The 23,567-nt window shown below is 41.5% G+C and carries 26 protein-coding genes and 1 riboswitch; of the genes, 23 read left to right on the plus strand and 3 right to left on the minus strand.

The window, feature by feature from the left end; genetic code table 11:
- Positions 1-70 precede the first annotated feature (70 nt).
- The 8 genes from ABG082_RS02440 (at position 71) to ABG082_RS02475 (ending at position 8,747) form a co-directional block, all read left to right on the plus strand.
- The gene (locus ABG082_RS02440; RefSeq protein ID WP_162837050.1) at positions 71-1,675 is read left to right on the plus strand and encodes a sensor histidine kinase; all 1,605 of its coding nucleotides are present in this window, start codon (positions 71-73) and stop codon (positions 1,673-1,675) included.
- Entirely contained in the window at positions 1,672-2,355 is a 684-nt protein-coding gene (locus ABG082_RS02445; RefSeq protein WP_039166112.1) for a response regulator, read from the plus strand. The genes ABG082_RS02440 and ABG082_RS02445 overlap by 4 nt, the downstream gene beginning before the upstream one ends.
- 124 nt (positions 2,356-2,479) lie before the next feature.
- The gene (dctP, locus tag ABG082_RS02450; RefSeq protein ID WP_008346948.1) at positions 2,480-3,748 is read left to right on the plus strand and encodes a C4-dicarboxylate transporter DctP; all 1,269 of its coding nucleotides are present in this window, start codon (positions 2,480-2,482) and stop codon (positions 3,746-3,748) included.
- A 209-nt stretch (positions 3,749-3,957) separates the two neighbouring features.
- Positions 3,958-4,980 (plus strand): AI-2E family transporter, encoded by a 1,023-nt coding sequence (locus ABG082_RS02455; RefSeq protein WP_007496515.1) that lies wholly within the window; start codon positions 3,958-3,960, stop codon positions 4,978-4,980.
- 63 nt (positions 4,981-5,043) lie between these two features.
- Positions 5,044-5,178: riboswitch (cyclic di-AMP (ydaO/yuaA leader) on the plus strand.
- 77 nt (positions 5,179-5,255) lie between these two features.
- Positions 5,256-6,497: a dicarboxylate/amino acid:cation symporter gene (locus ABG082_RS02460; protein ID WP_058214413.1), complete on the plus strand. Its 1,242-nt coding sequence runs from the start codon at positions 5,256-5,258 to the stop codon at positions 6,495-6,497.
- Positions 6,498-6,622: 125 nt separating this feature from the next.
- A complete protein-coding gene (locus tag ABG082_RS02465; protein WP_282834121.1) occupies positions 6,623-7,549 on the plus strand; it encodes an ABC transporter ATP-binding protein in 927 nt (308 codons plus the stop codon).
- Positions 7,527-8,294, plus strand: a complete 768-nt coding sequence (locus tag ABG082_RS02470) for an ABC transporter permease (RefSeq protein ID WP_024720482.1) — start codon at positions 7,527-7,529, stop codon at positions 8,292-8,294. The genes ABG082_RS02465 and ABG082_RS02470 overlap by 23 nt, the downstream gene beginning before the upstream one ends.
- Before the next feature lie 117 nt (positions 8,295-8,411).
- Complete coding sequence (locus tag ABG082_RS02475; protein ID WP_017366657.1) at positions 8,412-8,747, plus strand: hypothetical protein; 336 nt, start codon at positions 8,412-8,414, stop codon at positions 8,745-8,747.
- Between the two features lie 98 nt (positions 8,748-8,845).
- On the opposite strand, the gene fbpB is transcribed toward ABG082_RS02475, so the two are convergent.
- Both fbpB and ABG082_RS02485 read right to left on the minus strand, forming a co-directional pair.
- Entirely contained in the window at positions 8,846-8,995 is a 150-nt protein-coding gene (gene fbpB / locus ABG082_RS02480) for a Fur-regulated basic protein FbpB (RefSeq protein ID WP_065461547.1), read from the minus strand.
- 338 nt (positions 8,996-9,333) lie between these two features.
- Positions 9,334-9,654: a thioredoxin family protein gene (locus ABG082_RS02485; protein WP_008346934.1), complete on the minus strand. Its 321-nt coding sequence runs from the start codon at positions 9,652-9,654 to the stop codon at positions 9,334-9,336.
- A 184-nt stretch (positions 9,655-9,838) separates the two neighbouring features.
- On the opposite strand from ABG082_RS02485, the gene ABG082_RS02490 reads away from it, so the two are divergent.
- The 7 genes from ABG082_RS02490 (at position 9,839) to ABG082_RS02520 (ending at position 17,296) form a co-directional block, all read left to right on the plus strand.
- Positions 9,839-10,921 (plus strand): D-alanine--D-alanine ligase, encoded by a 1,083-nt coding sequence (locus ABG082_RS02490; protein ID WP_019744208.1) that lies wholly within the window; start codon positions 9,839-9,841, stop codon positions 10,919-10,921.
- 81 nt (positions 10,922-11,002) lie between these two features.
- Positions 11,003-12,367, plus strand: coding sequence for a UDP-N-acetylmuramoyl-tripeptide--D-alanyl-D-alanine ligase (gene murF / locus ABG082_RS02495; protein ID WP_282834122.1), 1,365 nt, complete (start codon positions 11,003-11,005; stop codon positions 12,365-12,367).
- A gap of 26 nt (positions 12,368-12,393) precedes the next feature.
- Complete coding sequence (locus ABG082_RS02500) at positions 12,394-13,086, plus strand: alpha/beta fold hydrolase (RefSeq protein WP_008346929.1); 693 nt, start codon at positions 12,394-12,396, stop codon at positions 13,084-13,086.
- A gap of 127 nt (positions 13,087-13,213) precedes the next feature.
- Positions 13,214-13,552 (plus strand): hypothetical protein, encoded by a 339-nt coding sequence (locus ABG082_RS02505; RefSeq protein WP_008346926.1) that lies wholly within the window; start codon positions 13,214-13,216, stop codon positions 13,550-13,552.
- 166 nt (positions 13,553-13,718) lie between these two features.
- Positions 13,719-15,218 (plus strand): DEAD/DEAH box helicase, encoded by a 1,500-nt coding sequence (locus ABG082_RS02510; RefSeq protein WP_019744210.1) that lies wholly within the window; start codon positions 13,719-13,721, stop codon positions 15,216-15,218.
- Positions 15,219-15,330: 112 nt separating this feature from the next.
- Entirely contained in the window at positions 15,331-15,810 is a 480-nt protein-coding gene (locus tag ABG082_RS02515; protein WP_008346922.1) for a PH domain-containing protein, read from the plus strand.
- A complete protein-coding gene (locus tag ABG082_RS02520) occupies positions 15,800-17,296 on the plus strand; it encodes a PH domain-containing protein (RefSeq protein WP_282834124.1) in 1,497 nt (498 codons plus the stop codon). Before ABG082_RS02515 ends, ABG082_RS02520 begins: the two co-directional genes overlap by 11 nt.
- A gap of 56 nt (positions 17,297-17,352) precedes the next feature.
- Here ABG082_RS02520 and ABG082_RS02525 read toward each other — a convergent pair whose 3' ends face one another.
- Positions 17,353-17,958 (minus strand): rhomboid family intramembrane serine protease, encoded by a 606-nt coding sequence (locus ABG082_RS02525; protein ID WP_060832102.1) that lies wholly within the window; start codon positions 17,956-17,958, stop codon positions 17,353-17,355.
- Positions 17,959-18,052: 94 nt separating this feature from the next.
- Here ABG082_RS02525 and acpS point away from each other — a divergent pair, with 94 nt between their 5' ends.
- From acpS to ABG082_RS02565, 8 genes are all read left to right on the plus strand, one after another.
- Positions 18,053-18,418: a holo-ACP synthase gene (gene acpS / locus ABG082_RS02530; RefSeq protein WP_007496490.1), complete on the plus strand. Its 366-nt coding sequence runs from the start codon at positions 18,053-18,055 to the stop codon at positions 18,416-18,418.
- Positions 18,419-18,578: 160 nt separating this feature from the next.
- Complete coding sequence (locus tag ABG082_RS02535) at positions 18,579-19,595, plus strand: outer membrane lipoprotein-sorting protein (protein WP_007496489.1); 1,017 nt, start codon at positions 18,579-18,581, stop codon at positions 19,593-19,595.
- A 128-nt stretch (positions 19,596-19,723) separates the two neighbouring features.
- The gene (gene alr, locus ABG082_RS02540) at positions 19,724-20,905 is read left to right on the plus strand and encodes an alanine racemase (RefSeq protein ID WP_249670509.1); all 1,182 of its coding nucleotides are present in this window, start codon (positions 19,724-19,726) and stop codon (positions 20,903-20,905) included.
- Between the two features lie 293 nt (positions 20,906-21,198).
- The gene (locus ABG082_RS02545) at positions 21,199-21,480 is read left to right on the plus strand and encodes a hypothetical protein (RefSeq protein ID WP_003214273.1); all 282 of its coding nucleotides are present in this window, start codon (positions 21,199-21,201) and stop codon (positions 21,478-21,480) included.
- Between the two features lie 4 nt (positions 21,481-21,484).
- The gene (gene ndoA / locus ABG082_RS02550) at positions 21,485-21,835 is read left to right on the plus strand and encodes a type II toxin-antitoxin system endoribonuclease NdoA (RefSeq protein ID WP_003214169.1); all 351 of its coding nucleotides are present in this window, start codon (positions 21,485-21,487) and stop codon (positions 21,833-21,835) included.
- Positions 21,836-21,951: 116 nt separating this feature from the next.
- Positions 21,952-22,782 carry an RsbT co-antagonist protein RsbRA gene (locus ABG082_RS02555; RefSeq protein WP_008346908.1) on the plus strand — a complete coding sequence of 277 codons (831 nt, stop codon included), beginning with the start codon at positions 21,952-21,954 and terminating at the stop codon, positions 22,780-22,782.
- Positions 22,783-22,786: 4 nt separating this feature from the next.
- Entirely contained in the window at positions 22,787-23,155 is a 369-nt protein-coding gene (gene rsbS, locus ABG082_RS02560) for an RsbT antagonist protein RsbS (protein WP_003214235.1), read from the plus strand.
- 2 nt (positions 23,156-23,157) lie between these two features.
- Positions 23,158-23,559, plus strand: coding sequence for an anti-sigma regulatory factor (locus tag ABG082_RS02565; protein WP_019744214.1), 402 nt, complete (start codon positions 23,158-23,160; stop codon positions 23,557-23,559).
- Positions 23,560-23,567 lie beyond the last annotated feature (8 nt).

Raw genomic sequence — 23,567 nt, forward strand, 5'->3', positions numbered from 1 at the left:
CCTTATGTCAAGGATACTTGACAGAGGAAGAATTCGTAAAGATACAGGTGAAAAAATGATGAGAAATCGACTGAAATTACAACAATTATCTATTAGATGGAAGCTCACCATCCTCACATATTTCGTTGTCATTTTTGCCCTTTTAATCGGAGGAATTGTTCTGGTCGGGGGGATTCAGCAAACAGAGGAACGAGAACTTCGAAAAAGGCTCATGAACACGGCAAGAACAGTAGCTGAGATGAATGAGGTAAAGCAGGCGTTGGATGATCAGACAAAGGAGCGTGCGCGGTTGCAGCATGCCATTGAAGAGATTCGGATTATCCAAGATGCTGACTACATTGTTGTCATGGATATGGATCACGTGAGATTGACACATCCAGTGAAAACAAGGATTGGCCAGCGCTCTGAGGGGACAGATGAAGAACCTGCCTTTGCAGAGCATATCTATTTCTCAGAAGCACAGGGAGAGCTTGGCACAGCCATTAGAGCCTTTTATCCAGTAAAGGATGAAAAATTTAACCAAACAGGGGTTGTACTAGTCGGAAGAACACTGCCGAGTATGGCAGATATATTAGGAGAAATGAAGCAGGATATCCTTATGATCCTTCTGCTCACGCTCAGCTTCGGGCTTGTCGGTTCATTTTTGCTTGCCCGCCATATTAAACAGCAAATGTTTAAGCTGGAGCCGCATGAGATTGTCAGAATGCTAGAGGAACGCACCGCTACCTTTCATTCAATTAATGAAGGGGTCATTGCCATTGATAACCAGCACATGATCACCATTTTTAATGAAAAAGCGAAGCAAATTTTCAGCGTGACAGGTGATGTAGTGGGTCGAAATATTTGGGATGTGCTGTCAGATACAAGGCTTCCAGAAATCATTGACCGCGCAGAACCCGTCTACAATGAAGAAATTCATATGAGCGGAAAGCGGATCATGAGCAGCCGAATTCCAATTGTGATGAAAAAGAAAATCATCGGAGCGGTTGCGATTTTTCAGGACCGGACAGAGGCGGCCAAATTGGCGGAGGAATTAACCGGGGTGAAGAACTTCGTTGATGGCCTGCGGGTGCAAAATCATGAACATATGAATAAGCTTCATACAATTGCGGGATTAATTCAGCTGGGGAAAGCCGATCAAGCACTCGATTTAGCGTTTCAAACGACCGAAGAGCAGGAGCATGTGACGGACTTTCTCCACCGTGTGATACAGCATGATGCAGTTGCCGGTTTATTGATGAGCAAGATAAGAAGGGGCAAGGAGCTAGGCATAAAGGTTGAAGTAGATGAAAATAGCAGTCTGCGCGATTTCCCAGAGCGGCTGGATCAGCATGATATGACGAAGCTACTTGGCAACCTGATCGAGAACGCCTTTGCCGCGTATGATACTGTAGAAAGAGACACAAAACTCATTTCTATTAGTATTGATCAAACAGAGGATGTCCTCGCGATCTTAATTGAAGATTATGGATCTGGAATAGAAGAGGACATGATTCCTCATATTTTCGACAAAGGCTTTACTCACGGTAAAGAAGGCGGAACAGGCTACGGGCTGTATATTGTAAAAACGATTATCGACAAAGGAATGGGAAATGTAGAAGTCACATCAAGCATCGGCATTGGTACCACCTTCTCAATCGAATTCCCAATGACAATAGAGGAGAGAGACAGATGACTCAGATTAAGGTGCTATTAATTGAAGATGATCCGATGGTGCAAGAAGTCAATAAAGAGTTCATTAAGAGTGTCCCTGGCTTTCAAGTTGCGGCTGTAGCAGGAAATGGCGAGCAGGGCATCCAGCTGATCAAAGACATTCGCCCAGATCTTGTGGTGCTCGATGTGTATATGCCTAAAAAAGATGGCGTCAAAACACTGCAAGACATCAGAAAGCAAAAGATGCAGGTGGATGTGATTGTGATTTCGGCAGCAAAGGACAAAGAGACGATCGGCACCATGCTTCAAAATGGTGCCCGAGATTATATCATTAAGCCATTTAAGTTCGAACGGATGAAAGAATCTCTTGAAAGCTATAAAGCGTTCAAATCAAAAATTCGTACCGCAGCAGAATTTTCTCAAGAGATGCTCGATGATATCATACGAAAGCCTGCAGTTAAGCAGGAAGAGACATGGCTTCCTAAGGGGCTGAATGTGCATACGATGAATGAAATTAAAGCCTATATGCGTCTGCAAGAAGGAGCGCAGTCTGCAGAGGAAGTCGCCAATGCACTTGGGATTGCACGTGTCACGGCACGCCGTTATTTAGACTTCCTTGTAAAAGAAGGCGAGCTGAAATTAGATATGCAATATGGCGGGGTCGGACGCCCTGTGAACAAATATATCGTACATTCTGACTAAGAGACCAAAAAGACCAAAATGTACGATATGTCCATAAGCTTCACAGCCTTTGATGAAATCGCTATCATTTATCTACAGATAACAGTTAAGCGTTTACATCAAAGGGTGAGGGAGTTGATTTTTTATGAAGAGGCTATTGAAGAACCTGACATTTCAGGTCGTTGCAGCTGTCATTATCGGGATCATTGTTGGGATGGTTTGGCCAAACGTCGGGAAAGAAATGAAGCCGCTTGGTGACACATTTATTAATGCAGTGAAAATGGTCATTGCACCCATTATTTTCTTAACCATTGTTCTTGGAATTGCCAAGATGGGGGATATGAAAAAGGTTGGAAAAGTTGGGGGAAAAGCTTTTATCTATTTTGAAGTTGTGACGACGCTTGCGCTTGTCATCGGACTGTTTGTGGTCAATATCATGAAGCCAGGAGCGGGTCTTGACTATAGTAAGCTTGAAAAAGGGGATGTCTCGCAATATACCCAAAATGGGGGACAGGGTATCGACTGGATGGAGTTTGTCACACACATTGTGCCATCTAACATGGTAGATGCCTTTGCAAAGGGAGATATTTTACAGGTCTTATTCTTCTCTATTTTATTCGGTGTTGCGCTCGCTGCACTTGGCGAGAAGGGGAAAGGCATCATCGAATGGCTTGATAAGCTGTCGCTTGTCTTCTTTAAAATCATTGGTTACATCATGCGTGCCGCGCCATTAGGGGCATTTGGAGCAATGGCTTATACAATCGGACATTTCGGTTTAGCTTCAATTAAACCACTGGCTAGTCTGATGCTTTCCGTTTATATGACGATGTTCCTGTTTATTTTCGTCGTGCTGAACATCATTTGTAAAATGTATGGCTTCAGCCTGTTCGGTTACCTCCGTTTTATCAAAGATGAAATTTTAATTGTTCTTGGCACAAGTTCTTCAGAATCTGTCCTGCCAAGAATGATGGATAAAATGGAACGCTACGGGTGCTCTAAGTCAGTCGTTGGACTTGTCATTCCGACAGGCTATTCCTTTAACTTAGATGGAACCTCAATCTACTTGTCCATGGCCGTGGTCTTCTTAGCGCAAGTGTTTGGGGTGGACCTATCCATCGGACAGCAAATCACGATCATCCTTGTTCTGATGCTCACATCAAAGGGAGCAGCTGGAGTCACAGGAAGCGGATTTATCGTGCTGGCTTCTACACTTGCTGCACTTCAGGTTATCCCGCTAGAAGGTCTTGCACTGCTATTAGGGGTCGACCGTTTCATGAGTGAAGGAAGAGCGATTACGAACCTGATTGGAAATGGAATTGCTACAATTGTTGTAGCGAAAAGTGAAGGGGAATTTGACGAAGCGAAGAGTAAAACAGCGCTACAGGAAATGCGAAATATCAAGCAGGCTGTTTAGTATAAAAACATCCAAAAACCGAAACCTTATGTTCTACATGGGGTTCGGTTTTTTCTTGTGTAAAAAAGAAAAAACATAAAAGCTTGATAAATTTAGGACGAATCGTAAGACCTCATTGACCTTTTGTTATATAATTTACAGAAAGATCCGATATAATGAATATGAGATCCAACGAAAAATAGACTTTAGTCCTGGCAGGTGTGTAACGTATGGCGGCATTTTTTAAATTGTTCGAAAAACCTGGTGTCAAGAGGTTTTCAGTATTTGTAGTATTAGCCACAGCATTATATCTATTAAGAGGAATGATGAATTTAATCCTTTTGACCTTCATTTTCACCTTTTTAATGAATCGGTTAGAAGAGGTCATAAGAGGCTTTTTAAATCGCTTCCTGAAAATAGGACAGAAATCAGTCATCACCATTTTGTACATCCTTCTAGCTGGTGGATTGACGTTTGGCGGCTTTGTGTTTGTGCCCATCATCGCGAAACAGGTGGAACAGTTATTTCATTTAGGGAAAAAGATTGCAGATCATCCACAAGATTTACCCTTCTTTGACGTCGTCACCAATGTGTTCGGAGATTTCAAAATATCTTCTTTCTTCGAGAAAGGGTTTAATTTCCTCTATACATACTTAACAGATTTCAGCACGTTCAGTATCCAGGTCATTATGTCCTTAATATTAAGCATGTTCTTCCTGTTCGAAAAGGAACGCCTCATTCAATTCATGAATAAGTTCAAAACGAGTAAAATCTCCGTGTTCTATCATGAAATTGCCTTCTTTGGACGTAAGTTTTCCAGAACATTTGGTAAGGTACTTGAAGCACAGTTCATCATTGCAACAGTTAACTGTGTGTTAACGACAATTGCGCTTGGCATTATGGGCTTCCCGCAATTATTTGGATTAGCGGTCATGGTCTTCTTGTTAGGTTTAATTCCGGTAGCGGGTGTGGTCATCTCCCTCGTTCCACTCAGCATCATTGCGTATACACTTGGAGGCGGAATGTACGTCCTATATATTGTGCTGGTGATCGTGATCATCCATGCCATTGAAGCCTACTTCTTAAATCCGAAGCTCATGTCAGCTAAAACAGAGCTCCCTATTTTCTTCACGTTTATTGTCCTGATCTTCTCTGAACACTATATTGGCATTTGGGGACTGATTATCGGCATCCCAATCTTTGTGTTTATCTTAGATATCTTGGAGGTCACGAATAAGGAAGAAAGTAATTAAAAAGTTCATATGAACCTGTTTACAATTTTCTAAAAATAAGGTATAAATAGTATGAAAATATCATATTACCACACGCTTAATCCTTCTAAAGGAATGGGGGACCCAAGTTTTTGGGGTGAATTTTTCTTATTTTAAGAAAAAAGGACATCTCTTCGTCCTAACCCGTCAGCTAACCTCATCAGCGTGAAGAGAGTAGACAGTGGTACACGTATGGACACGCAGGCCCACGAGAAGACTCTCTCGTGGGCCTTTTTGACGAGGAAGGGGAGATTTTATTGAAGCTTGCGACGAAAATTATTATTGCTTTAATTGTAGGTGCAATCACAGGACTACTACTCAACATTTTTGCTCCAAATGTATTCAAAGTGTTAGACCCTTATCTATTTACACCTCTAGGTCAAATCTTCTTAAACCTGATTAAAATGTTAGTTGTGCCGATTGTCTTCTTTTCGATCACACTTGGTGTAGCAGGCCTTGGCGATCCGAAAAAACTTGGCAGAATCGGCGCAAAAAGCATCTCTTATTTTCTACTGACAACAACATTCGCTATTATCATTGCAATGGCTTTAGCCTTATTGATTAAACCAGGTTCCTTTGGTTCATTCGATACAAAAGGGGCAGAATACAAACCTCAAGAAGCACCATCTACAGCAGAAACATTACTAAACATCATTCCATCAAATCCAGTTCAATCTTTAGTCGAAGGCAATATGCTACAAATCATTGTATTCTGTGTTTTCTTAGGACTAGGAATTGCAGTGCTAGGTAAAAAAACAGAAGGATTACTCAAAATATTAGAACAAGGCAATGAACTCATGATGTACCTTGTGGGCGTGGTCATGAAATTTGCTCCGTATGGAACATTTGGCTTAATTGTAACGGCTATTGGAAGCCAAGGTCTTGCTGCCATTAAAGCCATGGGGCTGTACTTTACAGTCGTTCTAGTAGCGCTGCTGGTTCATTTCTTTCTCACCTATGGTTCCACATTGGCGATATTTGCAAAACGGAATCCTTTTACATTCTTTAAAGACTTTTCACCTGCAATGGTCGTGGCATTTAGTACATCAAGCAGTAATGCTGTTCTTCCCGTATCAATGGAAACCGCTCAAAAGAAATTGAAAGTACCTGAGCCGATCTCTAGTTTCGTGCAGCCGTTAGGCGCGACGATCAATATGGATGGGACAGCGATTATGCAAGGGGTTGCAACTATTTTTATTGCACAAGTGTTTGGTGTGGAGCTAACGCTCATGCAAATGCTCACCGTTGTATTAACCGCTGTATTAGCCAGTATCGGGACTGCTGGCGTACCGGGAGTTGGCTTAATTATGCTGGCCATGGTACTGAATTCTGTCGGTCTTCCTGTTGAAGGCATTGCGCTGATCCTTGGGATAGACCGTTTATTAGACATGGCAAGAACGGTTGTCAATATTACAGGTGACGCAGCGTGTGCAGTGATTGTCGCAGAAACTGAGAAAAAACATGAGAAAGATGCATCATCACCTCATGTATCAATGTAATGTTTAAAAGGGCTGACTGGATCAGCCCTTTTTTTCGTGGAACGGCTTGTCTAGCGTGATATACTTTTTACAGGATGAGCGGCCGTAACTGCCGCCATAGGTTTTACATAGAAGGAGGAACCACTTTGCAGTCTGCTGTTTTACACATAGAGAACGTCGATAAACAAATTGGCCGGCATCAAATTTTGCAACATATTTCGTTGGACATTAGGCAAGGGGAAATTGTCGGTTTACTTGGACCAAATGGGTCTGGAAAAACGACCTTGATTCGATTGATCGTTGGCTTGATGAAAAAAAACAACGGCCGGATCATCATGAATGGATATTCTCAAGATGATGATCATCAAAAGGCGATGTCATCTGTTGGGGCGATCATAGAAAATCCGGAATTTTATTCATATTTAACAGGTTTTGAAAACCTTGAGCTGTATGCATCTATGCATGATGGAGTTTCAGAAGAACGCATTTTTGAAGTGGTAAAAAGAGTTCGTCTGGAGCACGCCATTCATCAGAAGGTCAAAACGTATTCACTAGGGATGAAACAAAGGCTCGGGATTGCACAAGCCATTTTGCATAAGCCCAATCTGCTCATTTTAGATGAACCAACAAATGGGCTTGATCCCGCAGGAATGAAGGAGTTTCGAGAGCACTTGCAACTGCTTGTACAAGAAGAAGGTGTCTCTGTGTTATTTGCTACACATCTTTTGCATGAAGTAGAAGAGCTTTGTGACCGCATGATCATCATCCAAAAAGGACAGATCAAAGCCAATACAAACCTTCGTGACATGGAAGGAAAAGAGCAGGTGCTGATGAATATTCAGCCAGTAGAAAAGGCAGTTTCATGGCTAGATACGCAAGGATATACATATGAACAAAGGGATCAGCATGTGCTGGTTCAACTGAAAAAAGACCGTGTGCCGGAGCTGAATAAACAGCTTGTCTTAGCAGAATTTGATGTACTTGAAATGACGCCTCAAAAACAATCAATTGAAGAGGCCTTTATGAAATGGACGGAAGGCGGGACGGCAGATGCTTCAACTCATCAAGAATGAACATAAAAAAATCACGAGACAAAAGATCACATTCATTGCACTTGGACTGATTGTTGTCTTTCAATTGACGATGGCTCTAGCATTGAAACGAGTCATTTCTGGGCTTGGCGGGCAAGATACAGTTGCGAACTATTTTGCTTATTCCACGAATGTTGTGTTTATTTTACAAGTGTTCGCTGTCGTGATTGGCGCCACATTGATCTCAACAGAGTTTCAAAAAAGAACCATCAAGTTCTTGTTGATCCGGCCGAAGACAAGGCTTCATATTTTTTTGTCAAAATACATCACTCTTGTGCTGATGGTCCTTTACCTGTTTGTTTTTTATTATGTGTTCGCTTTTCTTTTTGGCCTTATTTTCTTTGGTACTGATTTTGATGAAAGCACTGGGCGGTTATTTCTGCACACATTTGCTGTGATTGGATCACAGTGGGTGGAAGTGGTCATGATGGCAAGCTTTGCTTTTCTGTGCTCAAGTTTGTTTAGAAACAGTCTGATTGCACTTGTGACTTCATTTTTCGTCTTATACGCGGCGAAATCACTAGTGTCGATCATGTCTCTGTTAGAAAATCAGTGGGGGAAGATTCTACTTTTCGCTAATACGGACTTCACACAATACAGTTTTCAAGGTCCGCCGCTCTTTCAGGGCATGAGCCCTCTGTTTTCGCTATTCATTGTAGGGGCGCATTTTGTTTTCTTTGTTGGTGCTGCTTGGCTCCTTTTTTGGAAGCGTGATGTAAATGTGTAAAAATTGTGTCAAATAACGAGAAAAATTCGTGACATCTTTGTGAAAACGAATCTGTATTTCACGATATCCGGCTGATTTTGTCTTATAATAAGACAGAGTCATGGAGGTGGCACTATCGTGAAAAATTTTATTACGGCTTTACCCATTTTGTTGCTGTTGTCGTTTTCGTTTGTGTCTTTTGCCTTCCAGTTTGATCATCTTGTTTATTTCAGACTAGCGCTAGGGATCTTTTCATTAGCGGGTCTTTTCTTTCTGTATACACTTAAAAGAAACATGAAATGGTTCATGGTCTATTTATATGCGAGCTGGATCGTGCTTGCTGCCGTTACGACATTTGAAGAACCCGTGTTTTCACAATTCTTCTTCGGTGGTTTAACGATGACAATGGGTTATCTAACATATATGCTCATCTATTTAGGAATGAAGCAAGACCGTGTAGCGAAATCACATTAAAACAAAAGCCGATAAAATCGAAGAATAGATTTTATCGGCTTTTTCTTTTCTTCGGGCAAATAAAAAAGCAGCCATCTGTTTGACTGCTCTTCTTGTGTTTATGATTCACGTCCAGCAGCGGCAAGCTGCTTCTGGTGCTTTTTGTCGATGGTTTCGTATATACTTTCCATCATTTTAGGGTCTTGCATGATTGCTTCCTTGTTTTCTTCGATCAATTGCTGATACGTTTTGATTTTCTTCTTAGACATGTAACTCAACGCTCCTTTGGTAGAATGGACTCTATAAGATTTCACACAGATGAAATTGATAATCATTTTCAATTAGCAACTCCATTATACAAAGCAGAATGTCATAAGTAAAGATTCAATTCAGAAAATTCACGTAACCGACATATTCCCATCCATATCGACGATGAATTCTTTCCCAGGAAATAATCCGCTGTCAAACCTTGTCATAAAATCAGATCAAACATTCCTGCCTATGTTGAAACGTTTTAGCCGCACATCTCGTCTTATGAAGAGATTTGATTTAAAAGGATATAAAAAAGACACCAGCATGAGTTGGCTGATGTCTCCATTCAAATGAGTTATGAAACGTGTTCTTGAAGAAACTCTGTTACTTCTTCAGGTGATTTAGCGTTGGCGCTGTGTAAATGACCTGTTTTTTCGCCATTTTTGAAAATTAACAGGCTAGGAATTCCCATGACCTGATACGTTTCCGCTAACTCAGGAAAGTCGTCTTTATTTATTTCAAACCATTCATTCTGAGCATAAGCCTCTAAGATGTCTGGAATGAACATGTCCATTCTAGTGCAATCAGGGCACCATGTCGCAAAGAATTTAACGATGACCTCTTTGTCTGATTGAATGATTTCGTTGAATTGTTCAGTGCTTGTAATTTTTTTCAATTTGTCACAACTCCTTTTCAATGTCATTTTAATATAAAATAAAGGCGAATGACATACAAATGCTCGGGGGGCGCTTACAACCTTTACAAATCATTTCAATTCCGTAACAACAAAAATTAATTAGAGCATTTTTGCTTGAAAGTGATAAGATAGTAAAGATGAATTTTAGTGGGGGGAGTATCCATTGAAAATAAGTTTAGGATTGGTTTACGGCGGAAAGTCAGCCGAACATAATGTATCACTGCAAACAGCCCTTGCAGTTACAAAAGCACTTAACACTGAGAAGTTCGATATACATCCAATTTATATTACAGAAGAGGGCGAATGGCTAAGAGGAGAAAAACTCACTGAACCAGTATCAAACGTCAAAATGCTTCAATTTGAACAAAATGCAAAGACGTTTTTACCAACTTCTTTAAATGAAAGCATGTTTCCACAGCCTGCATCTGCTGATGAAAAGATTGATGTTGTCTTTCCATTGCTACATGGGCCAAATGGTGAAGATGGGACCATGCAAGGGTTACTTGAACTATTGAATATCCCGTATGTCGGTAACGGCGTTCTCGCGTCTGCTGCGGGTATGGATAAAGTCATGATGAAAGATGTGTTTGCTCAAGCTGGGCTTGCGCAGGCAAAGCATCTTTCCTTTAATAAAAAGGATTATGAGAAAGCCATATCAGACAGTCTAGAACAGGTAGAAGCAGTACTCGGGTATCCTTGTTTTGTGAAACCTGCCAACATGGGATCAAGTGTCGGAATTAGTAAATGCCGCAGCAAAGAAGAGCTTCAAACAGCATTTGATTTGGCTTTCCAATATGATCGTCGTGTTGTTGTGGAAGAAGGCGTTGTAGGACGAGAAATTGAAATTGGTGTATTAGGAAATGACGAGCCGAAATGCTCAGTCGTTGGTGAAATTGCACCTAAAACAGATTTTTATGACTACAAAGCAAAATATGAAGATGGCGATACAGATTTGATCATTCCTGCGAGTGTGTCAGAGGAAGAGTACAAGACGATTCACGATATGGCGATTAAGGCATTTAAAGCCATTGATGGATCTGGCCTCGTACGTGCAGATTTCTTCCTAACAGAAGAAGGCGAAGTGCTGATCAATGAAGTGAATACAATGCCAGGGTTCACACCTTTTAGCATGTTCCCGCTGCTTTGGAAACATACTGGTGTAGAGTATCCTGAGCTGATTGAGAAGCTGGTGTCACTTGCAATTGAACGCCATCAAGAAAAACAAACCATTAAAACCACTTTTTAATGTAAGAAGCAAGCAGACACTATCCTACAGGTAGTGTCTCTTTTCCTTCAAACGTGAAATGAGAAAGAGAGGCGAAAAAACATGATCAAACGTACAGTGAAACAAGTCGCCCAAATGGCTGGTGGCACATTATCGAATGAAGCTTTTGGCGAAGAACAGATACACGGAGTGACAACAGATACACGAAAAGTATCAAAAGGCGCACTATTTATCCCACTTATCGGGGAACATTTTAACGGTCACACTTTTGCTTCAAAAGCAGTGGAGCTTGGAGCGGCAGCTGTTCTTTGGAATGAAACAGAAGCGAACCCACCGTTCGGTGTACCTGTCATTCTTGTAGAGGATACTCTGACAGCACTCCAACAGCTTGCAAAATCATACTTAAAAGAGGAAAACCCTCAAGTTGTCGGTATTACTGGAAGTAATGGCAAAACAACGACGAAAGACATGATCCATTCTGTCCTACAAACGACATACAGAGTCCATAAAACAGATGGCAACTTTAATAATCATATTGGACTTCCGCTGACCATCCTTGCAATGCCAGAAGGAACAGAGATTGCTGTATTAGAGATGGGCATGAGTGCAAAAGGAGAAATCGAATTTTTATCTAATCTCGCTGAACCTGATGCAGCTGTCATCACCAATATTGGAGAATCTCATATGCAGGATCTAGGATCAAGAGAAGCCATTGCAGATGCAAAATGTGAGATCACAAAAGGGTTAAAAGAAGATGGGACTTTTTATTATTTAGGAGACGAGCCTTTACTCCGCCAAAGAGCAAATGCCCTGGCACGTAGCGTAAAAACATTTGGGGAATCAGAGGACTGTGATATCAAGGTGATTCACATCCACCAACTCGCTGAAGGCACTGAATTTCAAGTGGAGGGATACGCTCAAGGGTTTCTCATTCCTGTATTAGGGAAACACAATGTAAAGAATGCTCTTGCAGCTATTGCAATCGGCCAGCATTTCAATCTGAATGAAAGACAAATTGCCCAAGGGCTGATGCAAACGAAATTGACAGGCATGCGTTTAGAACTGTTTAAAACAGATAAGGGCATCACGGTTATCAACGATGCGTATAATGCGAGTCCTACGTCGATGAAAGCAGCGATTGATCTTGTAGGAGATATGGATGGCTTTGCTAACCGCATACTCGTTCTCGGAGATATGCTGGAGATGGGCAGTGAAGAAGAGACCTATCATTTTGAAGTAGGGGAATACATTAAGCCTGAGTTTATTGATCATGTTTTAACGTTTGGCCGTCTTGGCGCATTCATTGCTGAAGGAGCGAAGAAAGCATTTGGAGACGACCGCGTGTCTTCTTATATGGACAAAGAAGAACTGAAGAAAAAACTAGCGGATGTGGCAGGACCTGACGATGTCGTTCTTGTCAAAGCTTCCCGTGGCATGAGATTGGAAGACGTGATTACTGCACTATAAATCAGATCGGCAAAGAAGGTGACAGGGTGATTGGCTGTCTATGTATACACGGTTTTACTGGTGCCCCGTATGAAGTAGAGCCACTTGCAGAATATTTAAAGCAGACGACAGATTGGACGGTACAATCTGTCACGCTTCCGGGGCATGGGGAGGAACTTCAGCTCAAAGGCATTCTCTATCAGGAGTGGATTGCCACCGCTGAATTAGAACTCTTATCCCTTTACCGAACATGTGACACCATTTATTTGGTCGGCTTTTCTATGGGCGGGATGATTGCCTCATATTTAGCAGCGAAGTATCCAGTGGCCCGTCTTGTTCTGTTAAGTGCTGCTGCTAAATATGTAAACCCAAAACAAATGATTCAAGACACAAGGCAGATGGTGAAGGAATCCTTGTCTGGTTTGATTGATACAAACCCATTGTATGATCGATATCGTCATAAGCTGACGAGTACACCGCTATCAGCTGCTGTAGAATTTATGAAATTGGTGAAGCAAACGAAAGGCTCTCTTGAAAAGCTGCATTTACCTGTCTTAATCGTTCAAGGTGAAAGTGATGGGATCGTACCCGCTTCTAGTGCGGAATTCATTTATCATAAAATCCCGTCCCGTCAGAAAGAAATGTTCTATTTACCTGATTGTAAACATCACGTTTGTCATGAGCCTTGTGCACAGCAATTGTTTGAGAAAGTCGAACAATTTCTAAAAAAAACAATTTAATCTATAGAAAAGCTAAAATGTGGCTAAACTAATATAAATTGAATCCCACTTGTTAAAAATTGCATCATTTTTGTCGAATGAGTGACAGGCCTATGTTACAATAGGTAAGAAAAGGTGGTCGATTCGGTTGTTTCAATATGACGGAAAAACCTTTGTCCCGCAGTCTAATTCGAGCAATGGGGAAGTATCGGAAGGAACCATTTTTCAATATCGTCAGGACGGGAATATTTTAACGGGCACATATCAAGGCGGCAGTATTCAATCTGGCGTACTTGTAGGAACTGTGTATAAAGACGGAGCACTTCATTTTAGATATCACCATGTAAGCAAGGATGGCAGCATGAGAAGCGGTTCATGTCATTCCACTCCTAAGCAGCTGGATAACGGGAAAATCCAACTGTTCGAAAAGTGGAAATGGATGGACGGAGATCAAAGTGAAGGTGAATCTGTCATTGTCGAGCAGTAGATATATCCATTTCTGTCTTGTTGAAAAACAAATAGTGTAATGGTAAGATATAAGGTAGGGTAATTCGGGCTTTGTATATAATGGACCTGTCCTTTCATACAAAGGGCAGTTTTTAATGATCATTCACGAGATTACTGAAACAGCAATTAGAAGGAGTTTGAATAATTTGACTATAACGTTTCAAGATTTTCAATTAAGCGAAAGTCTCATGAAAGCTATTAACCGCATGGGATTTGAAGAAGCAACACCGATTCAAGCGGAAACAATTCCTCTCGGTCTTCAGAATAAAGATGTCATTGGACAAGCACAAACAGGAACAGGAAAAACTGCAGCGTTTGGTATTCCTCTTGTAGAAAAAATCGACCCAGCGTCTCCAAATATCCAAGCGATTATCATTGCGCCAACAAGAGAATTAGCGATTCAAGTATCTGAAGAGCTATACAAAATTGGCCAAGACAAGCGTGCGCGTGTACTTCCGATTTACGGTGGACAAGATATCGGTCGCCAAATCCGTTCGCTCAAGAAAAATCCTCATATCATCGTAGGGACTCCAGGACGTTTACTCGATCACATTAACCGTCGTACAATGCGTCTTCAAAATGTTGAAACAGTCGTGCTTGATGAAGCAGACGAAATGCTAAACATGGGTTTCATCGAAGACATTGAATCGATCCTTTCAAATGTACCAAGTGAACACCAAACACTTTTATTCTCTGCGACAATGCCTGCACCAATTAAGCGCATTGCAGAACGTTTCATGACAAACCCAGAACACGTAAAAGTAAAAGCGAAAGAAATGACTGTCTCTAACATCCAGCAGTTCTACTTGGATATCCATGAGCGTAAGAAGTTTGATACTTTGACTCGTCTTCTTGACATTCAATCACCTGAGCTTTCAATTGTCTTCGGTCGTACAAAGCGCCGCGTTGACGAATTGACTGAAGCACTTAACCTTAGAGGTTATACAGCTGAAGGAATTCATGGTGACTTGACTCAAGCGAAACGTATGGTTGCGCTTCGTAAATTCAAAGAAGGTTCAATCGATGTGCTTGTAGCAACAGACGTTGCAGCACGTGGACTTGATATCTCAGGTGTTACACACGTGTATAACTTTGACGTACCACAAGATCCAGAAAGCTACGTACACCGTATCGGACGTACTGGACGTGCTGGACGTACAGGTATGGCGATGACATTCATCACACCACGTGAAAAAGATATGCTTCGTGCGATCGAACAAACAACTAAACGTAAAATGGATCGTATGAAAGAACCAACACTAGATGAGGCAATCGAAGGACAACAGCAAGTAACCATTGATCGTCTGCGCACAATCATCAGTGAAAACAACTTGAACTTCTACATGACAGCAGCAGCTGAATTGTTAGAAGATCATGACTCTGTCACAGTGGTTGCGGCTGCTATCAAAATGATGACAAAAGAGCCGGATGCAACGCCTGTTCGTTTGACAGATGAAGCACCAATGATTTCAAAACGCAATCGTAACAACCGCAGCTCTTCTAAACGTAGAGACGGCGGCGGTGGCGGAGGCTACCGTGGAAAAGGCAAGAGCACTCGTTCATCTTATGGTGATAAAAAGCGTTCTTCAAATGACCGCAATCGTTCTTCTAACGATCGTCGTCAAAAGAAATCTTATAACAGCTAACATACAAGAGCGAATCCTTTGCAGGGTTCGCTTTTTTTAACAGGCTTAATGAAACTTTTTAGGCTTTCTTTCGTAATATATTGATAGAAAAGTAAGAGAATGGGGGAAGAATGTGAGAAAACAGCCGCAACGTCAAATTAGCTTAAATGGATTAAAAGTATGGCGTCTTCAAAATGGAATTATCTCATTGATTTTCTTATTCATCATCATTGGGGTATTTGTTGCTAGTTATTATTTTCAATGGCCATATTGGATTGGAGCCATCCTCATCGGTTTGTGGATTTTACAGGTCATCTTCGGAATCTGGCTCATACCGAAAATCCGCCATCACATCTGGCGCTACGAAGTATTTGAGAACGAAATCGAAATACAGCACGGACTGATTCGTGTCACACGTGTCATTGTACCAATGGTACGTGTTCAGCATGTGGATACATCTCAAGGACCGCTTTTAAGGCGCTACCGGTTGGCATCTGTTCAAATTTCTACTGCTGCGACAGTACATGATATTCCGGCACTGGAATTAGAAGAGGCAGATGAGCTTCGTGATTACATATCTCGATTAGCAAGGGTGACGGAAGATGATGTCTGAACCAAAACGTGTACATCCAATCTCGATGTTCATTGATTTTATATCAGATGCCGTATCCATGATCAAAAACTTCATCATCCCTTTTTTCGTGCTTATTTTTGTGAACTCGAATTCAAGTATTCGTTTTTATGCGTTCATCATTCTTGGTGTACTTCTATTATTGAAAGCGATATTAACCGTTTTAGCATGGAGACGATTCACCTACCGAATGGAAGACGATGAATTTCGAGTGGAATCAGGTGTCATCACCAAAAAGAAAAAGTATATCTCGTTAGAACGAATTCAAACGGTGAATACAAGTGAAGGCATCTTCCAGCGGATCTTTGGTTTAGTGCGGGTTCAAATCGAAACAGCTGGCGGAACAGACGGCCCGGAAGTGAGTCTGACGGCCATTACAAAAGCAGAAGCGGAACAATTAAAGCAATCGATTTTCAACCGGAAGAAAAGCTTGCAACAAGAAGAAATGAATGATGAAAATTTAGATCTCCCTGATCCTCTGACAGCGCAACAGCCTGTAGAAAAAGAAATCAGTGTTTCCTACCGAATGGGTATACCAGAGCTGCTTTTGGCTGCGACCACTTCAAGCGGAATCGGAGTCATTATTTCTGGGTGTCTTGCCATCTACACACAAATAGATGAAATTCTGCCTTTGGACGGCTTCGTCAAGCAATTCTCTTTTTTAAGTCATGCGAGTGTTGAGATTTATGCGATTCTCATATTTATTGCCGTATTGCTTGCGTGGATTCTTAGTGTTGGGGTAACAGCCCTTCAATATGCGAATTTTAACGCAAAACGAAAAGGGAAAGACATCATCATCACAAGAGGACTCATCGAAAGGCATCAAATGACCATTCCGCTTGCGAGAATTCAAGCAGTGAAAATCAAAGAAAATATTCTGCGTGAACCATTTGGTTTTGCGACGGTCATGCTTGTCAGCGCAGGAGGTTCAATTACAGAAAAAGAGACCTCTTCTGTCTTATTTCCACTCATACGGAAGAAAAAAATCAATGAATTGTTAACTCAATTTACAGATCAATATCAGCTGGCACCAGAAAGTGAATTGAAAAAAGTGCCGAAGCGTTCACTGAAACGTTATCTGATATCTTACGGATTTGTTCCATTACTTGTAGGTATAATCCTTTCTGTACGTTTTCCACCATGGGGATATTTGGCGCTGATTCCATTACCATTTGCCTTGTTCTTTGGGTATTTAGCCTATAAACAATCAGGATATGTGATCAAAGATCAGCTGATTCAGTTAACGACAAGAGGTATCGGCAAGACCACCGGAATTGTTTTAAGAAAACGAATGCAAAACTATACGATGACCCAATCCTATTTTCAAAAGAAAGGGCGGGTGGCAAGTATTCACACCTTTGTGAAGTCCTCTGCCTTGCTTGATTCTTTTGGTGTGCATCACCTTGAAGAGGAAGATGCTGCACGTGTATGCGATTGGTATTCCTATGAAACGAATCAATCATCTTAAACCAAAAAATGTCGATCAGCTCCCGTTAAACGGAGTGATCGACATTTTTTATGAGCTTAATAGCGTCGTTTTTTTGAATGGAAGAATAGAGTGATCGGTGCTAGGATCATGCCGCCTATCAATCCAAATAAGTGGGCCATGATGTTGATGTTCGAGTTGACGAACGTCATAATAACAGAGACGCCGAGAATCGTTAAGATCACCTGAGAATTACCACGGTCCATCATATGCGGTTTAAATAGGACAAGATAAAGATAGACGCCAAATAAACCAAATATCGCACCAGAAGCCCCGACATGTACGTACTCTAAAGGCTCCACCCAATAGGTTCCGAGATTGCCAATGAATCCTGCACCCAGATAAATCACAAGAAATCGAATCTTCCCAAGCAAATATTCAAGTGCTGGAGCGAATAGGAAGAGCGACATGGAATTGAACAGAATATGTGTCAGACTTCCGTGAAGAAAAATAGGCGTTAAAAGCCGCCACCATTCTCCTGCTGCAACACCATAATTAAAACCAACGAGATGGTCCTGCCCAAGCTGGATCATTGGAATAGGGATCGCAAATAAAAGCCATAGGCCGATTTGCAAAGCAAGGATCGCTGTTACGATTGGATACGATCTAATAAATTGTTGAAAGCTCTCCGTTCGAATAAACATAACAAACCCCTTTTGACTAGATAATGGTAAGTTTATAGTAACACGTTTATGAAGCGAACATCCAAATTAGTACGAGTATTATAGGAGGTACCTCATGATTAAAGGAATCGGTATGGATATTGTAGAGATCGGCCGGCTGTCACGAGTTCTTAGCAGACAGCCCCGTTTACCAGAACGAATTTTGACTTTACGTGAACAGGAAGTCTTTCACACACTAAGTGAAAAGAGACAGCTGGAGTTTCTGGCAGGGCGTTTTGCGGCGAAGGAAGCATTCGCAAAAGCATACGGTACGGGAATTGGTCAGTATGTAAGCTTTCACGACATCGAGATACAAAAAGATGCAAACGGAAAACCTCTCATCAAAAGTGAGAAAACAAAAGAAGACTACGTTCATGTGTCCATTACCCATACAAAGGAATATGCTGCAGCACAAGTTTTAATTGAAAGGTTGTCAAGCTAGTCTGCATATTGTTTGTCCCCCCTTCATATATTGGGTAGTGCGATAAGGAAGGGCGAGTTGCTAACAGGCTTTGATGGTTCGCGGTACGCAGTTAACTCTTGAGGCGTACTGTTAAAGTCAAACAAGCGGTTTCTTCCTTTTAACACAATTAACGAAGGGGTTGAAAAGGGTGAGAAAAAGCTTTGTTTTGCTTGTAACGGGGATCCTTTTTGTACTGATTCTCTCCGCATGCGGTCAAAAATCTCAACAAGATATCGTTGGAGATTTAAACAAAAAGGCAGAGGAAATGACATCATACAAAGCCAAAGCAAAAATGACCATTGAGACAGGAAATGATCCGCAGGAATACCACGTGGAAATTTGGTACAAGAAGCCGGAGCTTTACCGTGTCTATTTAGAAAATCCGAAGAAGGATCAGAGTCAAGTCATTTTAAGAAATGGCAATGGTGTATTTGTGCTGACACCTTCATTAAACAAAAGCTTCCGCTTCCATAGCGATTGGCCGAACAACAGCAGTCAGGTGTATTTATTTGAATCACTTGTGAAAGACATTAAAAATGACAGTGCAGCTCAGTTCAAAGCAAAAGAGTCGAAGTACGTTTTTGAGACAAAAACCAACTATCAGCACAACCAAATGCTGCCGACCCAAGAGATTACCTTTCATAAAAAAACAATGGCGCCTGCCAGTGTGAAAGTACTGGACAGCGACAAAAAGCCAATGGTGAAAGTAGAATTCTCTCACTTTGAATTCAACAAATCCTTTGACAAAGACGCCTTTGATGAGAAGAAAAATATGACACTTTCTCAAATGGATGTTGCCACAAGTGCAGATCCATCTGACAGCTTTGCTGTGAAAACGCCTGTGGATATGCCAGAGGGCGTGAAGAAAATGGAAGAGAAAGAAATGACAACAGATGCTGGGAAACGGTATGTGATGACGTATGGCGGAAAGAAATCCTTCACGCTCATTCAGGAAAAAGCGCGGGTAGCAGAAGCGTCTACGCCTGTGACGATGAATGGCGAGCCAGTCGATCTTGGCATGACAGTGGGTGTTCTGACAGACAAATCTCTTTCTTGGACATCTGATGGGGTTGACTACTTAATTTCTTCAAGTGATTTATCGAAAGAAGAACTCTTAATGGTCGCCAAAAGTGTAGAAGGACAGTCAGCGAAATAGGCGAAATTCTTAACATAACAACAAATCAGCCCTGTGCAGGGGCTGATTTTCTTTGAGTTGTTTCACATTATTCTGGATTTTTAGTATCATAATGAAGTATTGAATCATTCAATAGGGAAGTGTGATGAATGGACACAAATGCCTTTTATAGAGACACATGGGCAGAAATTGATTTAACAGCAATCAAGCATAATGTTTCACATATGAAAGACCATATTGGTCAAAACGTTCAACTAATGGCTGTTGTGAAAGCCAATGCATATGGACATGGAGATATAGAAGTGGCAAGAGCTGCCCTCGAAGCAGGAGCAGACCTGTTAGCCGTCGCTTTTTTAGATGAAGCCATTTCTTTAAGAAATAAAGGCATCAAAGCCCCGATTCTTGTGCTCGGCGCAGTACCGTCAGAGTATGTCAAAGTCGCCGTTAGATACAACGTCATCATGACTGCTTACTCTATCCAGTGGCTGAGAGAAGTCGTCAAAGTGATGAACGGGCAGATGGGACAACCTATTCGTTTCCACTTGAAAATCGACAGCGGCATGAATCGGTTAGGTGTGAAAACAATCGAGCAGGTGAGCGAAGTAAAAGAGCTTGTCCACGATCATTCTTTTTTACAGCTGGAAGGAGTATTTACTCACTTTGCCACAGCGGATGAAAAAGATGAAAACTACTTCGGTATGCAGGTTGATACGTTTAAAACATTGCTTCAACCGCTTCATACGGACAAACTGCTCATTCATTGCGCCAACAGTGCAGCAGGTCTAAGGTTTAAAGACACTTTATTTAATATGGTTCGTTTTGGCATCAGTATGTACGGGCTGTCGCCGTCGGAAGAAATCAAAGATGAATTGCCGTTTAAACTGGAAGAAGCATTATCTCTTCATACAAAACTTGCACATGTAAAGCCCATTCAAAAGGGTGAGAGCGTGAGCTATGGTGCAACTTATACAGCGAATCAAGATACATGGATTGGTACGATTCCAATCGGGTATGCAGACGGCTGGATTAGGAAGCTTGCCGGAACAGAAGTGCTAGTTGGCGGAAAACGCCGAAAGATTGCTGGAAGGGTGTGTATGGATCAATTCATGGTTGATTTGAAAAAGGACATTCCGGCAGGGGAGCCAGTCGTGCTCATCGGGACACAAGGCGAAGACAAGATATCCGTCGATGAAATAGCCAAGCGGCTTGAAACCATTAACTACGAAGTCACATGTTCTGTTGGCTATCGCGTCCCAAGAGTCTATATAGAGGACGGCGAAAGGGTTCATGTACGAAATCCGCTGCTTCAAGGCGGTCCAAGCTTTTTATAAACAGCATCCACGGGAACGATGTTCAAACTGACATCGTTCTCTTTTATTCTACAAAGGCATCATAAACATTCTCCCTTTTTTAGAGATTTTGGAAATACCGTATGATTTTCGGAAAAAAGCGTATAATGGGAAAGAGGAACTCCATTATCATCTTGATTTACGGGTGGCGAGCCGCTTCATGTTCTAATAAGAAATCATGAAAAAACAGCTTTGCTTGTGCATTGAATAATGGTATGATTAGTCTTGGAATGGATCGAAACGGTATCCGTAAGTTTTGTGGAGGTGTATGTTTTTTGTCTGAATCCAGCGCAACAAACGAAATGAAGATTCGACTGCCGGAGGCTTTGATGTCTGAAATCGAACGAGTAGCAGAGCAGGATAAGGTAACAAGAAATGAATTGATCTACCGAGCGACAAAAACGTATATTCGTGAACGTAATATTCGACAAAATCGTGAATCGATGAGACGCGGCTACATGGAGATGGCGAAAATTAATCTGAATATCTCTTCAGAGGCACAATACGCAGAATTTGAGGCTGAGAATACAGTTGAGCGATTAGTCAGCGGGGGTTAAACATTTGATTGTTAAACGCGGTGATGTTTACTTTGCTGATTTATCTCCTGTTGTTGGCTCCGAGCAGGGCGGGGTTCGCCCGGTATTGGTGATTCAAAATGACATTGGAAATCGCTTCAGCCCGACTGCTATCGTTGCAGCCATAACAGCCCAAATACAAAAAGCGAAATTACCGACTCACGTCGAAATTAATGCAAAGCGATACGGCTTTGAACGAGATTCTGTCATTCTTTTGGAACAGATTCGTACGATCGATAAACAAAGATTGACAGATAAAATCACACATCTTGATGATGAGATGATGGAGAAGGTTGATGAAGCCTTACAAGTTAGTTTGGCTCTTATTGATTTTTAATATGGTGAGATTTGGTTGCTCTCTTGTGAGCAACTTTTTTTTGTGTTCAATTTTTATTAACGTTATAATGAAGAAAGACTAAAAGAAGTGCTTTTTATGTACGCAGGGGGTAAAACATGTCGAATCATATCGTGTTAGCATTCGCAAGAGAGCATCAAAAGGAATTAGAAAAAGAGTGGACGGACATTTTTAAACGACTCGGTGAAGAAGAAACGGACATGATGCTGAACGACAAAATGTATGAAACCATCTGTTCGGAATATGTTCAGCTCATTATTGCCTCTCTTTCTGAGGGATATGCCGAAGATTTTGAAGAAAAAATGCAAACTTTTGCTTTAAAAATTGTTCAAATGGGTATATCACTTAAGTTACTGGCAAATGGTCTAACAGAAATCCGTACTCATTTATATCAAAAAATGAACAACGACAAAGATACAGCAGAAGAGAGCAATGACCTCATCTGGCAAATTGATCGATTCATCACACCGATTCATAATGAAATTTTGAATCAATATTCCATCTCATGGGAAAAAACCGTGAACCTTCAAAAAATCGCGCTGCAGGAACTGTCTGCCCCGCTGATCCCAGTATTTGAGCATATCACCGTCATGCCGCTTGTTGGAACAATTGATACAGAACGTGCGAAAAAAATTATGGAGAATTTACTGAATGGTGTCGTAAAGCATCGTTCACAGGTTGTCTTGATCGATATCACGGGTGTTCCTGTTGTTGATACGATGGTTGCGCACCACATCATTCAAGCGTCCGAGGCTGTGAGATTAGTAGGTGCGAAATGTTTGCTGGTCGGTATTCGCCCCGAAATTGCTCAAACGATCGTTAACCTCGGAATTGATTTATCTCAGGTTACAACAAAGAATACCCTTCAAAAAGGAATTCAAACTGCTTTGGAAATGACAAATCGAAAAATTGTTTCATTGGAGGGATAACCTAGTGAGAAATCACCCGAAGATTCCAATCTTAAAACTATATAACTGTCTTCTGATTTCGATTCAGTGGGAGCTTGATGATCAAACAGCTCTTCACTTTCAAGAAGACTTGCTGAATAAAATTCATGAAACAGGAGCAAACGGTGTTGTCATCGATCTAACGTCCGTCGATATGATTGATTCATTTATCGCCAAGGTATTAGGTGATGTCATTACCATGTCTAAGCTCATGGGGGCAAAAGTTGTATTAACAGGAATACAGCCGGCAGTTGCTGTGACGCTCATTGAACTTGGCATTTCGCTGGAAGAAATTCAGACAGCACTAGATCTTGAACAAGGGCTTGAGACACTGAAGCGGGAATTGGGGGAATAGATATGAAAGACCAATCCTGTGTAAAAATATTGACGGAATGGGACATAGTCGCAGCAAGACAATTGGGGCGCAATGTTGCAAAAGAACTTGGTTTTGGAACAGTTGACCAAGCAAGAATTACGACGGCCATTTCAGAATTAGCTCGTAACATCTATTTATACGCTGGTAAAGGTCAGATTTGTATAGAAGAAGTAATGGAGCGCGGAAAGCGTGGACTCAAAGTCATCGCAGCCGATGAGGGGCCTGGTATTACGGATATACGCAAAGTGATGGAAGATGGATTCTCAACATCAGGCGGACTCGGAGCAGGTCTTCCGGGAGTCAGAAGGCTGATGGATGATTTCACATTAGATTCTGCACCAGAACAAGGAACTGAGATACAAGCTGTCAAGTGGCTTCGCTAGGAGGGAAA

It is taken from the genome of Bacillus sp. BS1807G30 (assembly GCF_040047675.1).
Lineage (GTDB): Bacteria > Bacillota > Bacilli > Bacillales > Bacillaceae > Bacillus > Bacillus altitudinis.